The following is a 16,296-nucleotide window of genomic DNA, read 5'->3' on the forward strand; positions in this document are numbered from 1 at the left end:
CTTTCATGCGTTTTGCCATCAACCACATCACCGCCCCGGCGCTTTCGCTTGAGGACTTCTTCCAGACCGCGCGCGAACTCGGCCTCACCGAGGTCGAGATCCGCAACGACCTGCCGGATATTGTCGGTACGGTGACACCGGCGCAGGTGAAGGCGGCGGCCGAAAAGGCCGGCGTGACGATCATCTCCATCAACGCGCTTTATCCCTTCAACGTCTGGTCGGGCGACCTGCCGCAGCGCGCCGTCGCCATGGCCGATTACGCCGCGGCGAGCGGTGCAAAAGCGCTGGTCATGTGCCCGCTCAATGACGGCAGGGCGGTTTCCTTCGACGATCTCGTGACGGCGCTGAAGGCCATGAAGCCGATCCTTGAGGAGAGGGGCCTTACCGGTCTTGTCGAACCGCTCGGCTTCCCGGTCTCCTCGCTGCGCACCAAGACCGAGGCGGTGAGAGCCATTGATGTGGCCGGCGGCGGCGATGTCTACAGGCTGGTGCACGATACCTTCCACCATCACCTCGCGGGCGAAACGGCGTTTTTCCCCGAACGCACCGGTCTCGTCCACATTTCCGGCGTCACCGACCCCGCCGTCTCCGTCGCCGACATGCTGGATGCCCACCGCGTCCTGGTGGATGGCGCCGACCGGCTGGAGAATATCGCCCAGATCAGGGCGCTGGAGGCCGCCGGTTACAAGGGGCCCTACAGCTTCGAGCCCTTTGCGACGGAAGTTCATGACCTGAAGGACCCGGCCGCTGCCGTGAAAGCCAGCATCGACCACATCGCCGGCACGCTCTGACCGCGCTGCCGCCCGCGGTGAAGCGCGGGCGGCAACCGGACGATCGCCAAAGCCGGAGAAATCAATTCCGCATTTACGGATGATGCTGTAGTCTCCGGTAACGAGAGAGCAGCAGACCGGCGCGGTTATTCTTCAGATCGATTGCGTGAGTCTTTCCGCCAGGGCCGTCCGAAGAAGAGTGGTTGAATTCCCTTTTATGAAAATAGACAGGAAAACGACGCTTAAGGACGTCGCGCGGGAGGCGAACGTTTCGCTGAGCACTGCTTCGCATGCGATCAACGGCACGGCGCCGCTCACCACGCAGGTTCGCGAGCGGGTTCTGGAAGCCGCCCGGTCGCTTGGTTATCTCGAAAACCGGCGCCAGAAGGCGACCATCGCCACCTTGCGTGTCGTCCTGCTGGCCATGACCAATGACGCGGCACCGCAGAGCGACCTCAACATGGTCAGCTGGACAATGTTGAACGGCTTCCGCCGCGAATGCGAGCGGCGCGGCATCCGCATCGTTCCCTATGTCAGTGCAACGAGCCGGCTCGACCCCGTGGCGGTTGCCGAAGCCGTCAGGACAGATAATGTGGACGGTGTCGTGGTTCTGAATGACGACAGGCCGCAGCTGGTCGAGGCGCTTTCCGCGCTCGGCAAGCCCGTGGTGCTGATCAATGGCGAAGATCCGGCCATGATCGTCGATACGGTAACGGCGGAGAACCGGTTCGGCGCTCGCCTCGGCATCGAGCATCTGCTGTCGCTCGGGCATCGCAATATTGTGCATGTGACCTGGAAGGGCCGCACGACGATCCGCCGTCGCCATGATGGCTATAACGATGCATTCCTTGCAACGGGCCTTGCCGTTCCGGCCGATATGGTCATCGAGGTCGAGAGCTACGAGCCCGAATGGGGGGAGGTGGCTATCCGCCGTCTGCTTGCCGAGCAGCGACCGCTGCGAAACGCCACCGCGATTTTCTGCGCCGCCGATAATCTGGCGCTCGGCTGTCTGAAGGCCTTGGGGGAGGCCGGCATCCGGGTGCCCGAGGACGTCTCGGTGCTGGGTTTCGATGACATCATGCCAGCCGCCTTCAGCACACCGCCTCTCAGCACCATCCAGTTGCCCGCCGACAGGCTGGGCGGGGCGGCGCTGTCGCTGCTGGAGCAGCGGCTGGTGGCGGCCGATCCCACCCGGCCGGCGCACCGGCTGGAACTCGGTTGCCGGCTGGTGCTGAGGGGCAGTATCGCCCCGCCGCGCAAATAGGCCGCTTTCCGCCGCCGCCGTGCCGATCGATGTTTTCCACGTGATATTCGATTGCAAAAACCTATCCCATGAATAGCCTGTGCGGCATGGATTCTGGAATCGGGAGGGTTCCCCGCATGTCGCACAGCAATGAAAACGTCCCTGCTCTGGCGAGGCTGGATGAGCTGGATCGGTTCTGCCGCGCCGTTTTCCTCGCTGCCGGTACGGATGACGAGACGGCCGATGCGGCGACCCGCGCCATGATGCATGGCACGCGGCTTGGCGTTGACAGCCACGGTGTGCGCCTGCTCGCTCATTATGTCACCGCACTTGAAGGCGGGCGTCTCAATCCGCGGCCGCAGATCAGCCGCGTTTCCGGCTTCGGCGCGGTGGAGACGGTGGATGCGGACAACGCCCACGGCGCCCGCGCCACCTATGCGGCCATGGAAAACGCCATGGCGCTCGCGGAAAAATTTGGCATCGGCGCGGTGGCGATCAGGAATTCCTCGCATTTCGGACCGGCTGGGGCTTATGCGCTGGAGGCGGCCCGTCAGGGCTATATCGGCCTGGCATTCTGCAATTCGGACAGTTTCGTGCGCCTGCATGATGGCGCCATGCGCTTTCACGGCACCAACCCGATTGCCGTCGGCGTTCCTGCAGCGGATGACCTGCCGTGGCTGCTGGACATGGCGACCAGCGCGGTGCCCTATAATCGCGTGCTGCTTTACCGCAGCCTAGGACAGCAATTGCCTGCGGGGGTTGCCTCGGATGGTGACGGCGTCGATACAAGGGATCCGAATGCAGCGGAAATGCTTGCCCCCGTCGGCGGCGAATTCGGCTTCAAGGGCGCGGCGCTGGCGGGAATGGTGGAGATTTTCAGTGCGGTTCTGACCGGCATGAAGCTGAGCTTCGATATCGCCCCGATGGGCGGGCCGGATTTCTCCACGCCGCGCGGGCTTGGTGCCTTCGTTCTGGCGCTGAAACCGGAAGCCTTCCTTGAGCGCGACGCGTTTGACGAGGGCATGAAGCGCTATCTCGAAGTGCTGCGGGGTTCCCCCGTTCGCGAGGATTGCAAGGTCATGGCGCCTGGCGATCGCGAATGGGCGGTGGCGGCGAAGCGGGAAAGGGAGGGGGCGCCGGTCGATCCGGTCACCCGCGCGGCCTTTTCGGAAATGGCGGCAAAGTTTTCGGTCAGCCCGCCCGCATATCACTAAGCTTCCACGATTGTCAGCGCCCGCTCAGGCGGGACGAAGAAGCATGCTGGGGCGCGGATAGGGTGCTTTTGCGGGTCCCAGCCTTTCCGCCACGACCGGACGGCCGATGTAATAGCCCTGCGCGTAATCGATTTCCATCTGGCGCACGAGCCTCAGCTGTTCCTCGGTTTCCACGCCTTCGATCAAAATTTTATGGCCGCGATTGCGAATGAGGCGGATCATGTCCTGCAGCATCGCCCGTCCGCGTGGGGTCTTGCTGTCATGCAGGAAGGAACGATCAATCTTGACGGTATCGAAATCCGTCATGCGCAGCCATGACAGGCCGGCAAAACCCGTTCCGAAATCATCCAGCCAGATTTTGATGCCAAGCGTCTTCAGGTCGTTCAGGCAACGCAGCACATCCGAATGCATTTCCATGTCCAGGCCTTCGGTGATTTCGAAGGCGAGCCTGTTGCCGGCAATACCGGCTTCCACGAGAATGGCCGCGACGGACGTGGCGAACCCAGGGTTCTTCAATTGCATGGGTGACACATTGACGCTGACGACATCAACCCTGTCATCGGCCAATATGTGCTTGCAGACCGTCTTGATGGTCCACAGGCCCAGTTCCATGATCGTGCCGGTACGCTCGGCGATCGGGATGAAGATGCTGGGGGCGACGGAATTGCTATCCAGCAGGCGAAGTCGCATCAGCGCCTCGACGCCTGTCGTTTCATTGGTCGAGATGTTCAAGATCGGCTGGTAGACAAGGGAAACAAGGTTCTCCGCAACTGCGATCTTCAGAAGAGCGGCGATGTTTTCCGTTTCGTCGCTGGTCTGCGGATCGTCGGGATCGAACAGCTTCATGCAATTGCGGCCATTGCCCTTGGCGATGTAAAGCGCGCGATCGGCCTCGTTGATGATCTTCTCCAGCTTGCCGTCCGGATTGGGGCGGGTGAAGGAGGCGCCGATGCTGACAGTGACGATGAAGGTGCCGTCACGGCGCTGGTCATGTGCGAGGGACAGGCTTTCCACGGTATGGCGGATCGTTTCGGCGAGCTCGCCAACCTGCTGTTTGGACTTGAATGGCGCCAGCACGATGAATTCTTCGCCGCCATAACGGCCGATCGAGGCGCCGTGCTGGATGATTGCATCCTGCAAGGCATTGCCCACGGTCACGAGACACTTGTCGCCTTCCTGGTGGCCATAACGGTCATTGTATTTCTTGAAGAAATCGACATCGATCAGGAAAACGGAAAAACCTTCTTCCTTCTTCATCCAGTTATCCCACAACAGGCGCAGATGGTGATCGATGGCGCGGCGGTTCTGCAGCCCGGTCAGGGAATCGGTGTTGGAAAGACGCAGCAGCGCCTGGCCACGCTCATCCGCCGCCTTTTGCTGGGCCTTCGCTTCCAGCCCGTTGACGAAGACATGGTAGCGTTCCCTGTTCAGGTTCCAGTTCACATAAGACGTGAAGACGAAGCAGGAGATATAGAAGGTGCCGAAAGCGAATTTGTAGAAAGCGTCTTCAGGAAACTGCGTCGCCGCCAGAAAATAGGTGACGAGAATGATGCCCGATGACACCAGCGACAGATGGAATCTGAAAGTGAAAAACAGATTGGCGCCCATCATGAAGATCGCCCCGAAAACCATGTAATAGGACATGTTTTCGATATTGTCGGTCAGCAGCGATGGCAATAGCCAGCCGATATAACCCATGACGAGGGCGGTCGCACAGGTGAGGTCGAGCGCTGCGGTGCTGGCTCCCCGGCGTACCTGGATTTCCAGTGTCAGCAGCGCTGATACAGCGACCGCGAAACGTGCGACAATGGTGTAAAACGCGACGTCGGGTATCAGAACGATGTCTGAAGCGGCAAACAGAAGATAAATGAAGACAGCCGTCCACAGGCCCCGACGGATAGAACCCCGGCGGCTGCGTTCGCCTTCCTGCTGGTAAAGGGCAAGAAGTTCATCAGAAAACCGGGAGTCCGGCCGCCGATAGTCTTGCTGTCCACTCACCTCTCCCAATGTGTGCTTCATGCACTTTCCCATAGTGTTGCGTATACTTATTAAGTAACTGCTTATTCCACTTTTCCGTGTGCTGTCGCACCCAGTTCGGGTTCCTGTCGATCTCTGCCAAAGCGGATTGAGACCATGGAAAGGAAGAACGCATCATACGTTCGCAACATTAAGTTTCACTAAACCGCCTATCCTCCCAGCCGCCACCCGAGAGTGTGACCAAAAAAATACGCTAATTTACTAATCTATCCCTACACCGCGCAAAAATCGAAATCGAGTGGCCTTCGGTGTCCCAGAAACGTATAGTTAACAATGTGTTAACACTGGAGGCTGAAGTGGTGCGGGTAAAGAAGAAAAATCTGGATGGGGCAAGTCTGATCACCCCGGATACTGTCGCAAAAGAGATTTTTGCACGCAAAACGAAAACGTTCGATGAGCAGTTCGCAGTTGCAAAAGCAGAAATTGCCATCATTCTCGAATTGGCACAGCAGCAGTTCGATAATGGTATTTCAGCACATGACATAATACATCGAACGGCGGGGGCGCTGCATGGGTTGCGAGAAAAACTCCACTCAAGCGTGTGGGCTGAACTGATCCCCATCATACAGAATCACCCCGTGTCGGAGCGTTTTCTGCAGGATCCGTTCACGCGCTGGTCGTTCGACAAGCCGCGGGGTTATTCCGGCGATGCGCAATTGCTGGATTTTATCTATGGCCACGAAAGCGTTGCCGGTCTGGTGAAGAATGCGACGCCGCTGGGGCGTGATCTTTACGACTATACGAAGGACGCCAGTTCTTCCGTGGCGGTGCGCGAACGACGGGATCTGCTGACGCGCTTTGTCGACGAAGCGGCGGCCCGGCACGGTGAAGATACCGAAATCCTCACCATAGCGTCCGGACATCTGCGCGAGGCGGATGCTTCCGCGGCGCTGAAGGAGGGCAGGCTGCGGCGCTGGGTGGCGCTCGATCAGGACCCCTTGAGCGTCGGTTCCGTTGCCCGCGATTTCGCCGGCACCTGCATCGAGGCGATCGACGGCTCGGTGCGCGATATCGTCCTGCGCACGCAGGAGCTCGGCACTTTCGATCTGATATACGCAGCCGGTCTATACGACTACCTGAACGACCGTGTGGCGATCAAACTCACGCGGCGCTGCATGGAGATGCTGAAACCCGGCGGCATGTTCCTCTTCGCCAACTTCTCCGAGGACATCGTTGTGGACGGCTACATGGAAACCTTCATGAACTGGGCGCTGCTGTTGCGCTCGAAGGCGGATATGTGGCGGATCGTCAATGCCAGCGCCGATCCCGACAGCATCGAGGCTGAGGTGTTCTTTGGCGAGAACCACAATATCGTCTACGCGACGATGCGTAAGAAGGCATGACATCCTTCGGCCCGTCTTCCTGCCAATAACCATTTGCTTAAACCTCGTCGCGGGCCTAAGAATCCGCGCCGAATGCATTGCAGAATGGAATGGCTGAAATGAAGAGATATTATTCGGATATGGGCGGTCTGCCCGGGCAGACGGAACTCCTGTCGAGCAAGGCTGTATTCAAGACCGCCTATGCTGTCATCCCCAAGACCGTGATGTCCGATATCGTGACAAGCGTGCTGCCCCACTGGACCGGCACGCGTGCCTGGATCATCGCCCGGCCGATGACCGGCTTTTCCGAGACTTTCGCGCAATACATCGTTGAAGTGCAGCCCGGCGGCGGCAGCGACCGTCCGGAGCCGGACGCACGGGCGCAGGCGGCGATCTTCGTCGTCGATGGCGAGATGACCGTGGAATTCGAGGGCGCCCGGCATGAGCTGCGGGAGGGCTCCTTCGCTTTCCTTCCGGCCGGCAGCCGCTGGCAGATCCGTAATTCGGGCAAGGCGCCGGTCAAATTCCACTGGGTGCGGAAGGCGTTTCAGGCCGTAGACGGGCTGGAGCCGCCGCCGGCGATCTTCACGCATGAAGACGAGACCGCCCTTTCGGCAATGCCGGACACCGACGGCAAATGGGCGACGACCCGTTTCATCGATCCTGATGACGTGCGTTACGACATGCATCTCAACATCGTCACCTTCGAGCCGGGCGCGACCATTCCCTTCATGGAAACCCATGTCATGGAACACGGCCTCTATGTTCTCGAAGGCAAGGCCGTGTACCGGCTGAACGAGGACTGGGTGGAGGTGCAGGCCGGCGACTTCATGTGGCTGCGCGCCTATTGCCCGCAGGCGTGTTATGCGGGCGGGCCGGGCCGATTCCGCTATCTGCTCTATAAGGATGTAAACCGACACGTGAAGCTCTGGTAACGGGCCTGCGGTCTGTAAAAAACCATGAATTGTCGCGCAATCCGGCGGTTTGCGCGATAAATGCTTGCTTTGGATCGAATATCCCTAATAAATTCCCGTAGGCGGCGGCTATTGCTGCGCCGCTCCGTTTGGTGATCCGCCTGCACCTATCCTTGAGAAGACTTGCCCGTATGACTGAGACGATCGATGCCAATGTCTTCAATCTTGCGCCCGTGGCGATGTGGATCGAGGATTTCAGCGAGGTAAAGCGCCAGTTCGATATCTGGCGGGCGGAGGGCGTAGAGGATCTCAGGGCGTTTCTTCTGGACGATCTGACAAGGGTGGCGGCCTGTTCGCAGAAGATCCGCGTCATCCAGGTCAACGCCAGGACGCTGGAACTGTTCGAGGCCCACGACCAGAACCATCTCGTTGACAATCTGCACCGCATCTTTCGCGATGACATGCTAGAGAGCCATGTGAACGAGCTTTCCGAACTCTGGGCCGGCAAGACGGAATTCACCAGCAATGCTGTCAATTATTCGATCGGTGGCAAGCGGCTGGACATTCAGTTGCGCGGCGCGGTGATACCCGGCCACGAGGACACGCTCGACCGGCTGCTTCTGACCACCGAGGATGTGACGGAGCGGGAGGAGGCCCGCCGCAAGGAGCTGCTCAACCGCCGTTATGCCGAGGGCATGTTCAAACATTCGCCTGTGTCCCTGTGGGTGGAGGATTTCAGCCGGGTAAGGCGCCTGATCGAGGAGGTCAGGGAGCGCGGCATCATCGATTTCCGGGTCTTCATGGATGTGCATCCGGAATTCGTGCGGCAATGCATGAGCGAAATCCGCGTCATCGACGTCAATCGCGCGACGCTCGACCTGTTCTGTGCGCCGGACCGGCAAGTTCTGCTGCAGCGGCTCGGCGATATTTTCCGCGACGAGATGGAAAAGCCGTTCCGCGAACAGCTGATGGAACTCTGGAACGGTAATCTCAGCCATCACCGCGAAGTGGTGAACTACGCGCTGGACGGTTCCGAGAGGCATCTGCTTTTGCATTTTTCGGTTTTTCCCGGGTATGAGCGGGACTGGTCTCTGGTGCAGGTGGCGCTGACGGATATTACCGCGCGCAAGAAAGCCGAAGCCTACCTCGAATATCTCGGCAAGCACGATGTGCTGACCAAGCTGCACAACCGCGCCTTCTATTCCGACGAGCTGAACAGGCTGGAGCGCAGCGCGTTGCGGCCCGTATCGGCGATCGTGATCGATCTCAACGGCCTGAAGGACGCGAATGACAAGCTTGGGCACGATGCCGGCGACGCCCTGTTGCGACGCATGGGCGAGGTGCTGAACGGCGTGGTGACCGCGCCGAACCATGCAGCCCGCATCGGCGGCGACGAATTCGCCATTCTTCTTCCCGGCGCCGACAAGCAGGTGGCCGCCGCCATGGTCGAAACCGTTTATGAGCTGCTGAAGATCAACAACCAGTTCTATTCCAGCGCACCGCTCAGCCTGTCGTTGGGTGTGGCGACCAGCGAGGCAGGCGAGACGATGGAATCGTTGGTGCGCCGCGCCGATATGAATATGTACGAGCAGAAAAATGCCTATTACGCGGCGCTGCGTAACAGATCTGCCGACAATAACGACAAGACCAATGCCGGCCCCCAGCCGGAAGCCAGCTCGCTGAAGCGTTTGTCCTGAGGGAAAGTCGGGTCATCGACCCTTGCTCGCGCAATTATTTCTGATCTTCCGGCCATAAGGCCCAAGGTGGGACCCGCGCCGTCGTGGGTCCCAGCCCCCTTCCGTTTCCCGATGCTCTTGCGAATGCAGGCCGTGTTTCCACGCCGTCTCGCGCGGCTTCACAAGCGCGTGAGGCTGGTTTTGCGCTGCAACAATTCTATTGTCAGAAATTTACATACGTCTTAGTATGTATGTAAATGTGACCTTTTTCATGGATTCGGAGCGCAGAATGGCGAATAGACTGGGGCAGATCGTGGCGGTGTTGTTGGCGGGCATCGTTGTGGTCGGATGTAGCGACGAGCAGGCGTCTGCCCCCGGGGCGCCGCCGCCTGGTGCAGTCAAGGTCGTGACCGTAAAGCAGGAAGAGCTGCCGATAACCAACGACCTGCCGGGCCGCATTGCACCGACGCGACTTGCCGAAGTGCGCCCGCGTGTCTCCGGCATCATCGTTGAGCGCGTGTTCGAGCAGGGTTCGCTGGTGAAGGAAGGCGATGTCCTCTACCGCATCGATCCCGCCCCGTTCCAGGTGCGCGTCGACAGCGCCGAGGGCACGTTGCGCCGGGCGCAGGCCGCGCAGCTTCAGGCGCGCCAGACGGCCGACAGGCAGCAGCAGCTGCGCCGTTCCAACGTTGGTTCGCAGCAGGAATTCGACAACGCCATTGCCCAGCTGGCGCAGGCCGATGCCGAGGTGGCGGTGGCTGAGGCAGGCCTGGCCGAAGCGAAGCTCAATCTTCAATATGCGGATGTTAAAGCCCCGATCAGCGGCCGGATCGGCCGCGCGCGTATTACGGAAGGCGCGCTCGTCAGCGCGACCGGCTCTGAAAACCTGGCGACGATCCAGCAGCTTGATCCGATCTATGCCGACTTCACCCAGCCGGCGGCCGATCTCATTCGGCTGCGCAAGGCGCTTCAGGACGGCAAGCTGATGACCGGCCCGAATGAAGCCGAAGTCAATCTGCTCTTCGATGACGGCAGCCGTTACCCGCAGCCCGGCCGTCTGCTGTTTTCGGAGGCAGCGGTGGATGAGACCACCGGCCAGGTGACGCTGCGCGGCGAATTTCCCAATCCGAACGGCGATCTGCTGCCGGGCATGTATGTCCGCGTGCAGATCCAGCAGGGCATTCAGAAGGCTGCATTCGCGGTGCCGCAGCAGGCGGTTCAGCGCGATGCCGGCGGTCAGGCGAGCGTGCTTGTCGTCAATGCCGAAGATACGGTCGAGCAGCGGCGCGTCAGCGTCGGCCGTTCCATCGGTGACCGCTGGGTAATTTCGGAAGGGCTGAAGGATGGCGACCGTGTTGTTGCCGAAGGCTTCCAGAAGACCGCCCCGGGAGCCAAGGTGAAGCCTGAACCCTGGTCCGACGAGGCCGATGTCGCCGCTGCCGCAGGTAGCGAGAGCGCGGCTCCGGCCCAGAAGCAATAAGGACCGATTTCATGGCACGTTTTTTCATCGATCGGCCCATTTTTGCCTGGGTCGTCGCCATCTTCATCATGCTGGCGGGCCTGCTCGCCATTCCCATGCTGCCTATTGCGCAATATCCGAATGTGGCGCCGCCGCAGATTTCGGTCTCCACGACCTATCCCGGCGCTGCGCCGGAAGATATCTACCAAAGCGTCACGCGCCCGATCGAAGAGGAACTGAACGGTGTTCCCGGCCTGATCTATTTCGAGTCGACATCGGAGGCTTCCGGCCGCATTTCGATCAACGTCACGTTTGAACCTGGCACCAATATCGGTGAGGCGCAGGTCGAAGTTCAAAACCGCATCGCGCGCGTGGAGCCACGCCTGCCGCAGGCAGTGACGCAGCAGGGCCTGCGCGTGGAACAGGCAGGCACCTCGTTTCTGATGATGGTGGCGCTCACCTCCGTCGACGGCAATACCGATGCCATCGGTCTCGGCGATTATCTCAGCCGCAACGTGCTCGGCGAATTGCGCCGCGTTCCCGGCGTCGGCAGCGCGCAGCTCTTTGCCACCCAGCGCTCCATGCGCATCTGGATGGATCCGGACAAGATGCTGGGCCTCAGCCTGACGTCGAGCGACGTCATCGGCGCCATCCAGGCGCAGAACTCGCAGGTCGCCGCCGGCCGCATCGGTGCATCGCCAAACCCGATTGGCCAGCAGATTTCCGCGACCGTCAACGTGCAGGGTCAGCTCACCTCGCCGGAAGAGTTCGGCTCCATCGTGCTGCGCGCCAACCCGGATGGTTCTTCCGTCAGGCTGCGCGATGTCGCGCGTGTGGAAGTGGGCGGCGAAAGCTATAATTTCTCGAGCCGCCTGAACGGCAAACCGAGTGCCGCCATCGGCGTGCAGCTGTCGCCGACCGGCAATGCGCTGCAGACATCGGAGGGCGTACGCGCCACGATGGAGGAGCTGTCGCGCTATTTCCCGCAGGGCATAGAGTATGAAATTCCCTATGACACCAGCCCCTTCGTCAAGATTTCGATCGAGAAGGTCATTCACACGCTGATCGAGGCGATCATCCTCGTCTTCGTGGTGATGTTCGTGTTTCTCCAGAACATCCGCTACACCATCATTCCGACATTGGTGGTGCCCGTGGCGCTGCTCGGCACCTGCGCCGTCATGTATGTCTCGGGTTTCTCGATCAACGTTCTGACTATGTTCGCCATGGTTCTCGCCATCGGCATTCTGGTGGATGACGCGATCGTCGTCGTTGAGAATGTCGAGCGCATCATGGCGGAAGAGCATCTGTCGCCGAAGGAGGCGACCCGCAAGGCAATGGGCCAGATTTCCGGCGCGATCATCGGCATCACGCTGGTGCTGACGGCCGTGTTCGTGCCCATGGCCTTCTTCCCCGGCGCCGTCGGCATCATCTACCAGCAGTTCAGCCTGACCATGGTGGTGTCGATCCTGTTCTCCGGCTTCCTGGCCCTGTCGCTGACGCCGGCGCTGTGCGCTTCTTTCCTGAAGCCCATCAAGGCCGGGCATCATGAAAAGAAGGGCTTCTTCGGCTGGTTCAACCGCAACTTCGACAAGGCGTCGCACAAATATTCGTCTTCGGTCGGCGGCATCATCAAGCGCTCCGGCCGCTTCATGGTGATCTATGCGGCGCTGCTGGTCGGTCTCGGCTGGGCCTATATGCAATTGCCGAGCTCGTTCCTGCCGAACGAAGACCAGGGCTACCTGATCGTGGACATCCAGGCGCCTGCGGAAGCCAGCAGCGACCGCACCCTGCAGTCCATCCAGCAGATCGAAAAGATCTTCCTGGAAGAGCCGGCGGTTGAACGCGTCATCGCCGTGTCGGGCTTCTCCTTCTCCGGTTCCGGCCAAAATGCCGGCCTCGCCTTCGCGACGCTGAAGGACTGGAGCGAACGTGGACCGGAGGATTCTGCAGCGGCCATCTCAGCCCGGATCAATGGCAAGCTCTGGGGCCTGCCGGACGCAATGTCCTTCGCGCTGTCGCCACCGCCCATTCAGGGTCTCGGCAACTCCAGCGGCTTTACCTTCCGCCTGCAGGACAGGTCCGGAGCGGGCCAGACGGCACTGAGCGCCGCCGGCGCGCAGCTGATGGCCGCGGCGCGGCAGAGCCCCATCCTTGCCGGCCTTCGCATCGAAGGCATGCCGGATGCGGCGCAGGTCAATCTCGTCATCGACCGTGAGAAGGCAAACACATTCGGCGTGACTTTCAGCGATATCAACGCCACCGTCTCAGCCAATATGGGTTCGTCCTACGTCAACGACTTCCCCAATGCCGGCCGTATGCAGCGCGTGACGGTGCAGGCCGAACAGGGCCAGCGCATGAAGACCGAGGATCTCCTGAACCTCAACGTCCGCAACGCCAATGGCGGCATGGTGCCGATCAGCTCTTTCGCCTCGGTGGAATGGGTGCGCGGTCCTTCTCAGGTGGTCGGTTATAACGGCTATCCGGCGATCCGTATCGGTGGCCAGGCGGCGCCGGGCTACTCCTCCGGTGATGCCATTGCCGAAATGGAACGTCTGGCGCGCGAATTGCCCGGCGGTTTCGGTTTCGAATGGACCGGCCAGTCGCTGCAGGAAATCCAGTCGGGTTCGCAGGCACCGGCGCTCATCGGTCTCAGCGTGCTGTTCGTCTTCCTGCTGCTCGCAGCGCTTTACGAAAGCTGGTCAATTCCGCTCTCTGTCATGCTAGTGGTGCCGCTCGGGGTCATCGGCTCGGTGGCGGCGGTGATGCTGCGCGGCATGCCGAACGATGTCTACTTCCTCGTCGGCCTCGTCGCCATCATCGGCCTTTCCGCGAAAAATGCGATCCTCATCATCGAATTCGCCAAGGATTTGCGGGCAGAGGGCAAATCCACCTATGATGCGACGGTGGAGGCGGCGCATCTGCGCTTCAGGCCGATCCTGATGACGTCGCTCGCCTTCTCGCTCGGCGTGCTGCCCATGGCGATCGCCTCCGGTGCGAGCGCCGCGAGCCAGAATGCCATCGGTACCGGTGTTCTCGGCGGCATGATCTCGGCGACGATCCTCGCGATCTTCTTCGTTCCCGTGTTCTTTGTTTTCGTCATGAAGATTTTCGGGGATCGGAAGAAGGAGAACGAGATTGCTGCTGACGCCGTTTCACCGGCGGAATAACATCGAGGGAAAGCCGGGATACCGTCATGTCATGACGCCCCGGTATTGAGGAAAGGCACGGTGCGGAAGCGCCGTGCCGGCAGTGGAAGGAGATAACGGAATGCGCCGTACCAAGGCCGAGGCAGAAGAGACGCGTCAGGCGATCCTTGCCGCTGCCGAGCGGGTGTTCTTCAAGAAGGGCGTTGCCAACAGCTCGCTGGACGAGGTGGCGGCCGCGGCCGGGGTCACACGCGGGGCGATATACTGGCATTTTTCCAGCAAGACCGATCTCTTCATCGGCCTTTACCAATCGGTGGCGTTGCCGGAATCCGACCTGCTCGATTTCGGCGATCCCGACCTCAGGGGTGCGGCGCTGCTCTCCAGGATAGAAGAAGCGGCCTGCAAATGGCTGGCGCTCCTGGCGGGCGACGAACAGCGCCAGCGAATCATGACGATCAGTCTTCGTACCAATTATTCCGATGAGTTCGCGCCCGTGCTTCATGCGCAGGAGGAGCTGGATCGATACCACAAGGAGCGGCTGGAGGCGGCTTTCGAGCGGGCGCAGGCGGAAGGCGCGTTTAACGACAACTGGACCGCGGAATCCGCGCTTGGCGCGCTTTACTGGCTTTTGAAGGGCATGTGCTCCGATTGGCTGCTGTTCGGCAAACGATTCGATCTGGCCAGCGACGGCGCCGAAGCGGTACATCGCCTCATGAAAGGCTTCCAGCGTTCCCCTGCAGAGTGAGGCGTTTTGCGGGCTCCCCGTCCACCGGTCGCCCCTCACATTTCAGTGTATTCTAACACACAAGCGAAATTTGCTTTACGTACCTCAAAACCAACGCTAGCTTCTTCTCCGAGCTTTGGGAGGAGCTCGCTCATGGTCACTTCAAGGACAATCGAAGGGCAGGAGCCGCCCGTTCGCACCGGATGTCGGTGAGGGCGCATGGCTATTGCTGAGGTTACTGCGGAACCGGCACTTGTCCGGACGGTCGGGTTATCGAAATCTTTCGGACCGGTTCAGGTTCTGAAGGACATAGAGATAGACGTGCGGGCCGGTGAGGTGCATGCCATCATCGGTGAGAACGGCGCCGGCAAGTCGACGCTCATGAAACTGCTGGCGGGCAATGAAAAGCCCTCGGGCGGTGAGATCCGTGTCGACGGCGACCCCGTTACGCTGAGCGGGCCGGTGGATGCCGAACATCGCGGCATTGTGCTCGTCCATCAGGAAATATTGCTCGCGCCCGATCTGACGGTGGCGCAGAACATCTACCTTGGCCGCGAACTGCGCAAGGGCCCGGTGGTGGACGATCGTGCCATGCGCGACGGCGCCCGCAGGGCGATCACCGAACTGGGCGGCGTGATAGACCCCGACGCCATCGTCGGCAGTCTGTCTATCGCCCAGCGGCAGTTGGTACAGATCGCGCGCGTGCTGCTCGTGCCACATCGGCTGGTCATTTTTGACGAACCGACGGCCAGCCTGACGCCTATCGAAACCGAGGCGCTGCTTAACGTCATCCGCGATATTCGCGCGAAAGGCGTGGCCGTGCTCTATATCTCGCACCGCCTGCCGGAAGTGAAGGAAATCGCCGACCGCGTAACCGTGCTGCGCGACGGCCGGCTGGTCGCCTCTCACCCGGCCTCGGAGCTGGAGCCGGCCGATATGGCGCGGCTGATGGTGGGGCGCGATGTGGCGAAACTCTATCCCGACCGGAACGCCGGCGGCGAGCGCGAGCCTGTTCTTGAGGTGGAGCATTTTAACGTTCCCGGTTATGCGCAAGATGCCGGTTTCAGCCTGCGCAAAGGCGAAATCCTCGGTTTTGCCGGGCTGGTGGGGGCGGGCCGGACGGAGCTGATGGAGGGAGTGCTGGGCCTGCGGACCGGGCGTGGGACGGTGCGTCACCTTGGCCGGACGGTGCACTTCGCCAAGGCGGAGGACAGCCTCAGGGCCGGCATCGTTTACCTCAGCGAAGACCGTAAGGGGAAGGGGCTGTTGCTCACCAAGGATCTGCGGGTCAATCTCACGCTTGCGTCGCTGAAAAAATTCAGCAGTCTGTTCCAGATCGACACTGGCCGGGAAACGGCCGCGCTTGATGCTGCAGTGCGCGACTTCGACATTCGCACAGGACGCAAGGACTTGCTGGCGGGCCAGCTTTCCGGCGGCAACCAGCAGAAGCTGCTGCTGGCCAAGATGATGCTGCTCGACCCGTCCATCGTCATCATCGACGAGCCGACCCGCGGCATCGATATCGGCACCAAGGAGCAGATTTACCGCTTTATCGCCGGGCTTGCGGATGAGGGACGGTCGATCATCGTGGTTTCCTCGGAAATGCCGGAGCTGATCGGCATCTGCGACCGCATTCTGGTGATGCGTTCGGGCAGGATTGTCGGTGAGGTGACGGGGGAGCGCATGACTGAAAACGACATCGTGGCGCTGGCGACGGGTGTTCATACGCAGGAACCCGCCTGAGCGCCCGCTTTCCGGAAAACATGGCCTGACAAAAGAAACTGAGGGGAA

General features: G+C 60.7%; 11 protein-coding genes. 10 read left to right on the forward strand and 1 reads right to left on the reverse strand.

The window, feature by feature from the left end:
- Nucleotides 1–5: 5 nt before the first annotated feature.
- The 3 genes from FHW77_RS03640 to FHW77_RS03650 all read left to right on the forward strand — a co-directional run bounded on the left by FHW77_RS03640 (nucleotide 6) and on the right by FHW77_RS03650 (nucleotide 3,227).
- A complete protein-coding gene (locus FHW77_RS03640; RefSeq protein WP_004445100.1) occupies nucleotides 6–791 on the forward strand; it encodes a TIM barrel protein in 786 nt (261 codons plus the stop codon).
- A gap of 196 nt (nucleotides 792–987) precedes the next feature.
- Nucleotides 988–2,034, forward strand: a complete 1,047-nt coding sequence (locus tag FHW77_RS03645) for a LacI family DNA-binding transcriptional regulator (RefSeq protein ID WP_004445099.1) — start codon at nucleotides 988–990, stop codon at nucleotides 2,032–2,034.
- A gap of 116 nt (nucleotides 2,035–2,150) precedes the next feature.
- Complete coding sequence (locus FHW77_RS03650) at nucleotides 2,151–3,227, forward strand: Ldh family oxidoreductase (RefSeq protein ID WP_004445098.1); 1,077 nt, start codon at nucleotides 2,151–2,153, stop codon at nucleotides 3,225–3,227.
- A gap of 24 nt (nucleotides 3,228–3,251) precedes the next feature.
- Here FHW77_RS03650 and FHW77_RS03655 read toward each other — a convergent pair whose 3' ends face one another.
- Nucleotides 3,252–5,246, reverse strand: a complete 1,995-nt coding sequence (locus FHW77_RS03655) for a putative bifunctional diguanylate cyclase/phosphodiesterase (RefSeq protein ID WP_004445097.1) — start codon at nucleotides 5,244–5,246, stop codon at nucleotides 3,252–3,254.
- Between the two features lie 314 nt (nucleotides 5,247–5,560).
- Here FHW77_RS03655 and FHW77_RS03660 point away from each other — a divergent pair, with 314 nt between their 5' ends.
- The 7 genes from FHW77_RS03660 to FHW77_RS03690 all read left to right on the forward strand — a co-directional run bounded on the left by FHW77_RS03660 (nucleotide 5,561) and on the right by FHW77_RS03690 (nucleotide 16,248).
- A complete protein-coding gene (locus FHW77_RS03660; RefSeq protein WP_006700367.1) occupies nucleotides 5,561–6,607 on the forward strand; it encodes a class I SAM-dependent methyltransferase in 1,047 nt (348 codons plus the stop codon).
- A gap of 89 nt (nucleotides 6,608–6,696) precedes the next feature.
- Nucleotides 6,697–7,521: a bifunctional allantoicase/(S)-ureidoglycine aminohydrolase gene (locus tag FHW77_RS03665; RefSeq protein WP_006700368.1), complete on the forward strand. Its 825-nt coding sequence runs from the start codon at nucleotides 6,697–6,699 to the stop codon at nucleotides 7,519–7,521.
- A 170-nt stretch (nucleotides 7,522–7,691) separates the two neighbouring features.
- Nucleotides 7,692–9,197 carry a sensor domain-containing diguanylate cyclase gene (locus FHW77_RS03670; protein ID WP_004445093.1) on the forward strand — a complete coding sequence of 502 codons (1,506 nt, stop codon included), beginning with the start codon at nucleotides 7,692–7,694 and terminating at the stop codon, nucleotides 9,195–9,197.
- Between the two features lie 268 nt (nucleotides 9,198–9,465).
- A complete protein-coding gene (locus FHW77_RS03675; RefSeq protein WP_004445090.1) occupies nucleotides 9,466–10,656 on the forward strand; it encodes an efflux RND transporter periplasmic adaptor subunit in 1,191 nt (396 codons plus the stop codon).
- Nucleotides 10,657–10,667: 11 nt separating this feature from the next.
- Nucleotides 10,668–13,802 carry a multidrug efflux RND transporter permease subunit gene (locus tag FHW77_RS03680; RefSeq protein ID WP_182590350.1) on the forward strand — a complete coding sequence of 1,045 codons (3,135 nt, stop codon included), beginning with the start codon at nucleotides 10,668–10,670 and terminating at the stop codon, nucleotides 13,800–13,802.
- 100 nt (nucleotides 13,803–13,902) lie between these two features.
- Nucleotides 13,903–14,526, forward strand: a complete 624-nt coding sequence (locus FHW77_RS03685) for a TetR family transcriptional regulator (protein ID WP_004445083.1) — start codon at nucleotides 13,903–13,905, stop codon at nucleotides 14,524–14,526.
- 198 nt (nucleotides 14,527–14,724) lie between these two features.
- Nucleotides 14,725–16,248, forward strand: coding sequence for a sugar ABC transporter ATP-binding protein (locus tag FHW77_RS03690; RefSeq protein WP_004445081.1), 1,524 nt, complete (start codon nucleotides 14,725–14,727; stop codon nucleotides 16,246–16,248).
- Nucleotides 16,249–16,296: the final 48 nt, after the last annotated feature.

The sequence above is a fragment of the Agrobacterium sp. RC10-4-1 genome (assembly GCF_014138475.1).
Lineage (GTDB): Bacteria > Pseudomonadota > Alphaproteobacteria > Rhizobiales > Rhizobiaceae > Agrobacterium > Agrobacterium pusense.

Excerpts from the sequence above, each read along its gene's own strand:
- FHW77_RS03640 (WP_004445100.1), top strand. The coding sequence starts at position 6 with ATGCGTTTTGCCATCAACCACATCACCGCCCCGGCGCTTTCGCTTGAG.
- FHW77_RS03690 (WP_004445081.1), top strand. The coding sequence starts at position 14,725 with ATGGCTATTGCTGAGGTTACTGCGGAACCGGCACTTGTCCGGACGGTC.
- FHW77_RS03650 (WP_004445098.1), top strand. The coding sequence starts at position 2,151 with ATGTCGCACAGCAATGAAAACGTCCCTGCTCTGGCGAGGCTGGATGAG.
- FHW77_RS03645 (WP_004445099.1), top strand. The coding sequence starts at position 988 with ATGAAAATAGACAGGAAAACGACGCTTAAGGACGTCGCGCGGGAGGCG.
- FHW77_RS03680 (WP_182590350.1), top strand. The coding sequence starts at position 10,668 with ATGGCACGTTTTTTCATCGATCGGCCCATTTTTGCCTGGGTCGTCGCC.
- FHW77_RS03665 (WP_006700368.1), top strand. The coding sequence starts at position 6,697 with ATGGCTGAAATGAAGAGATATTATTCGGATATGGGCGGTCTGCCCGGG.
- FHW77_RS03655 (WP_004445097.1), bottom strand. The coding sequence starts at position 5,246 with ATGAAGCACACATTGGGAGAGGTGAGTGGACAGCAAGACTATCGGCGG.
- FHW77_RS03675 (WP_004445090.1), top strand. The coding sequence starts at position 9,466 with ATGGCGAATAGACTGGGGCAGATCGTGGCGGTGTTGTTGGCGGGCATC.
- FHW77_RS03685 (WP_004445083.1), top strand. The coding sequence starts at position 13,903 with ATGCGCCGTACCAAGGCCGAGGCAGAAGAGACGCGTCAGGCGATCCTT.
- FHW77_RS03670 (WP_004445093.1), top strand. The coding sequence starts at position 7,692 with ATGACTGAGACGATCGATGCCAATGTCTTCAATCTTGCGCCCGTGGCG.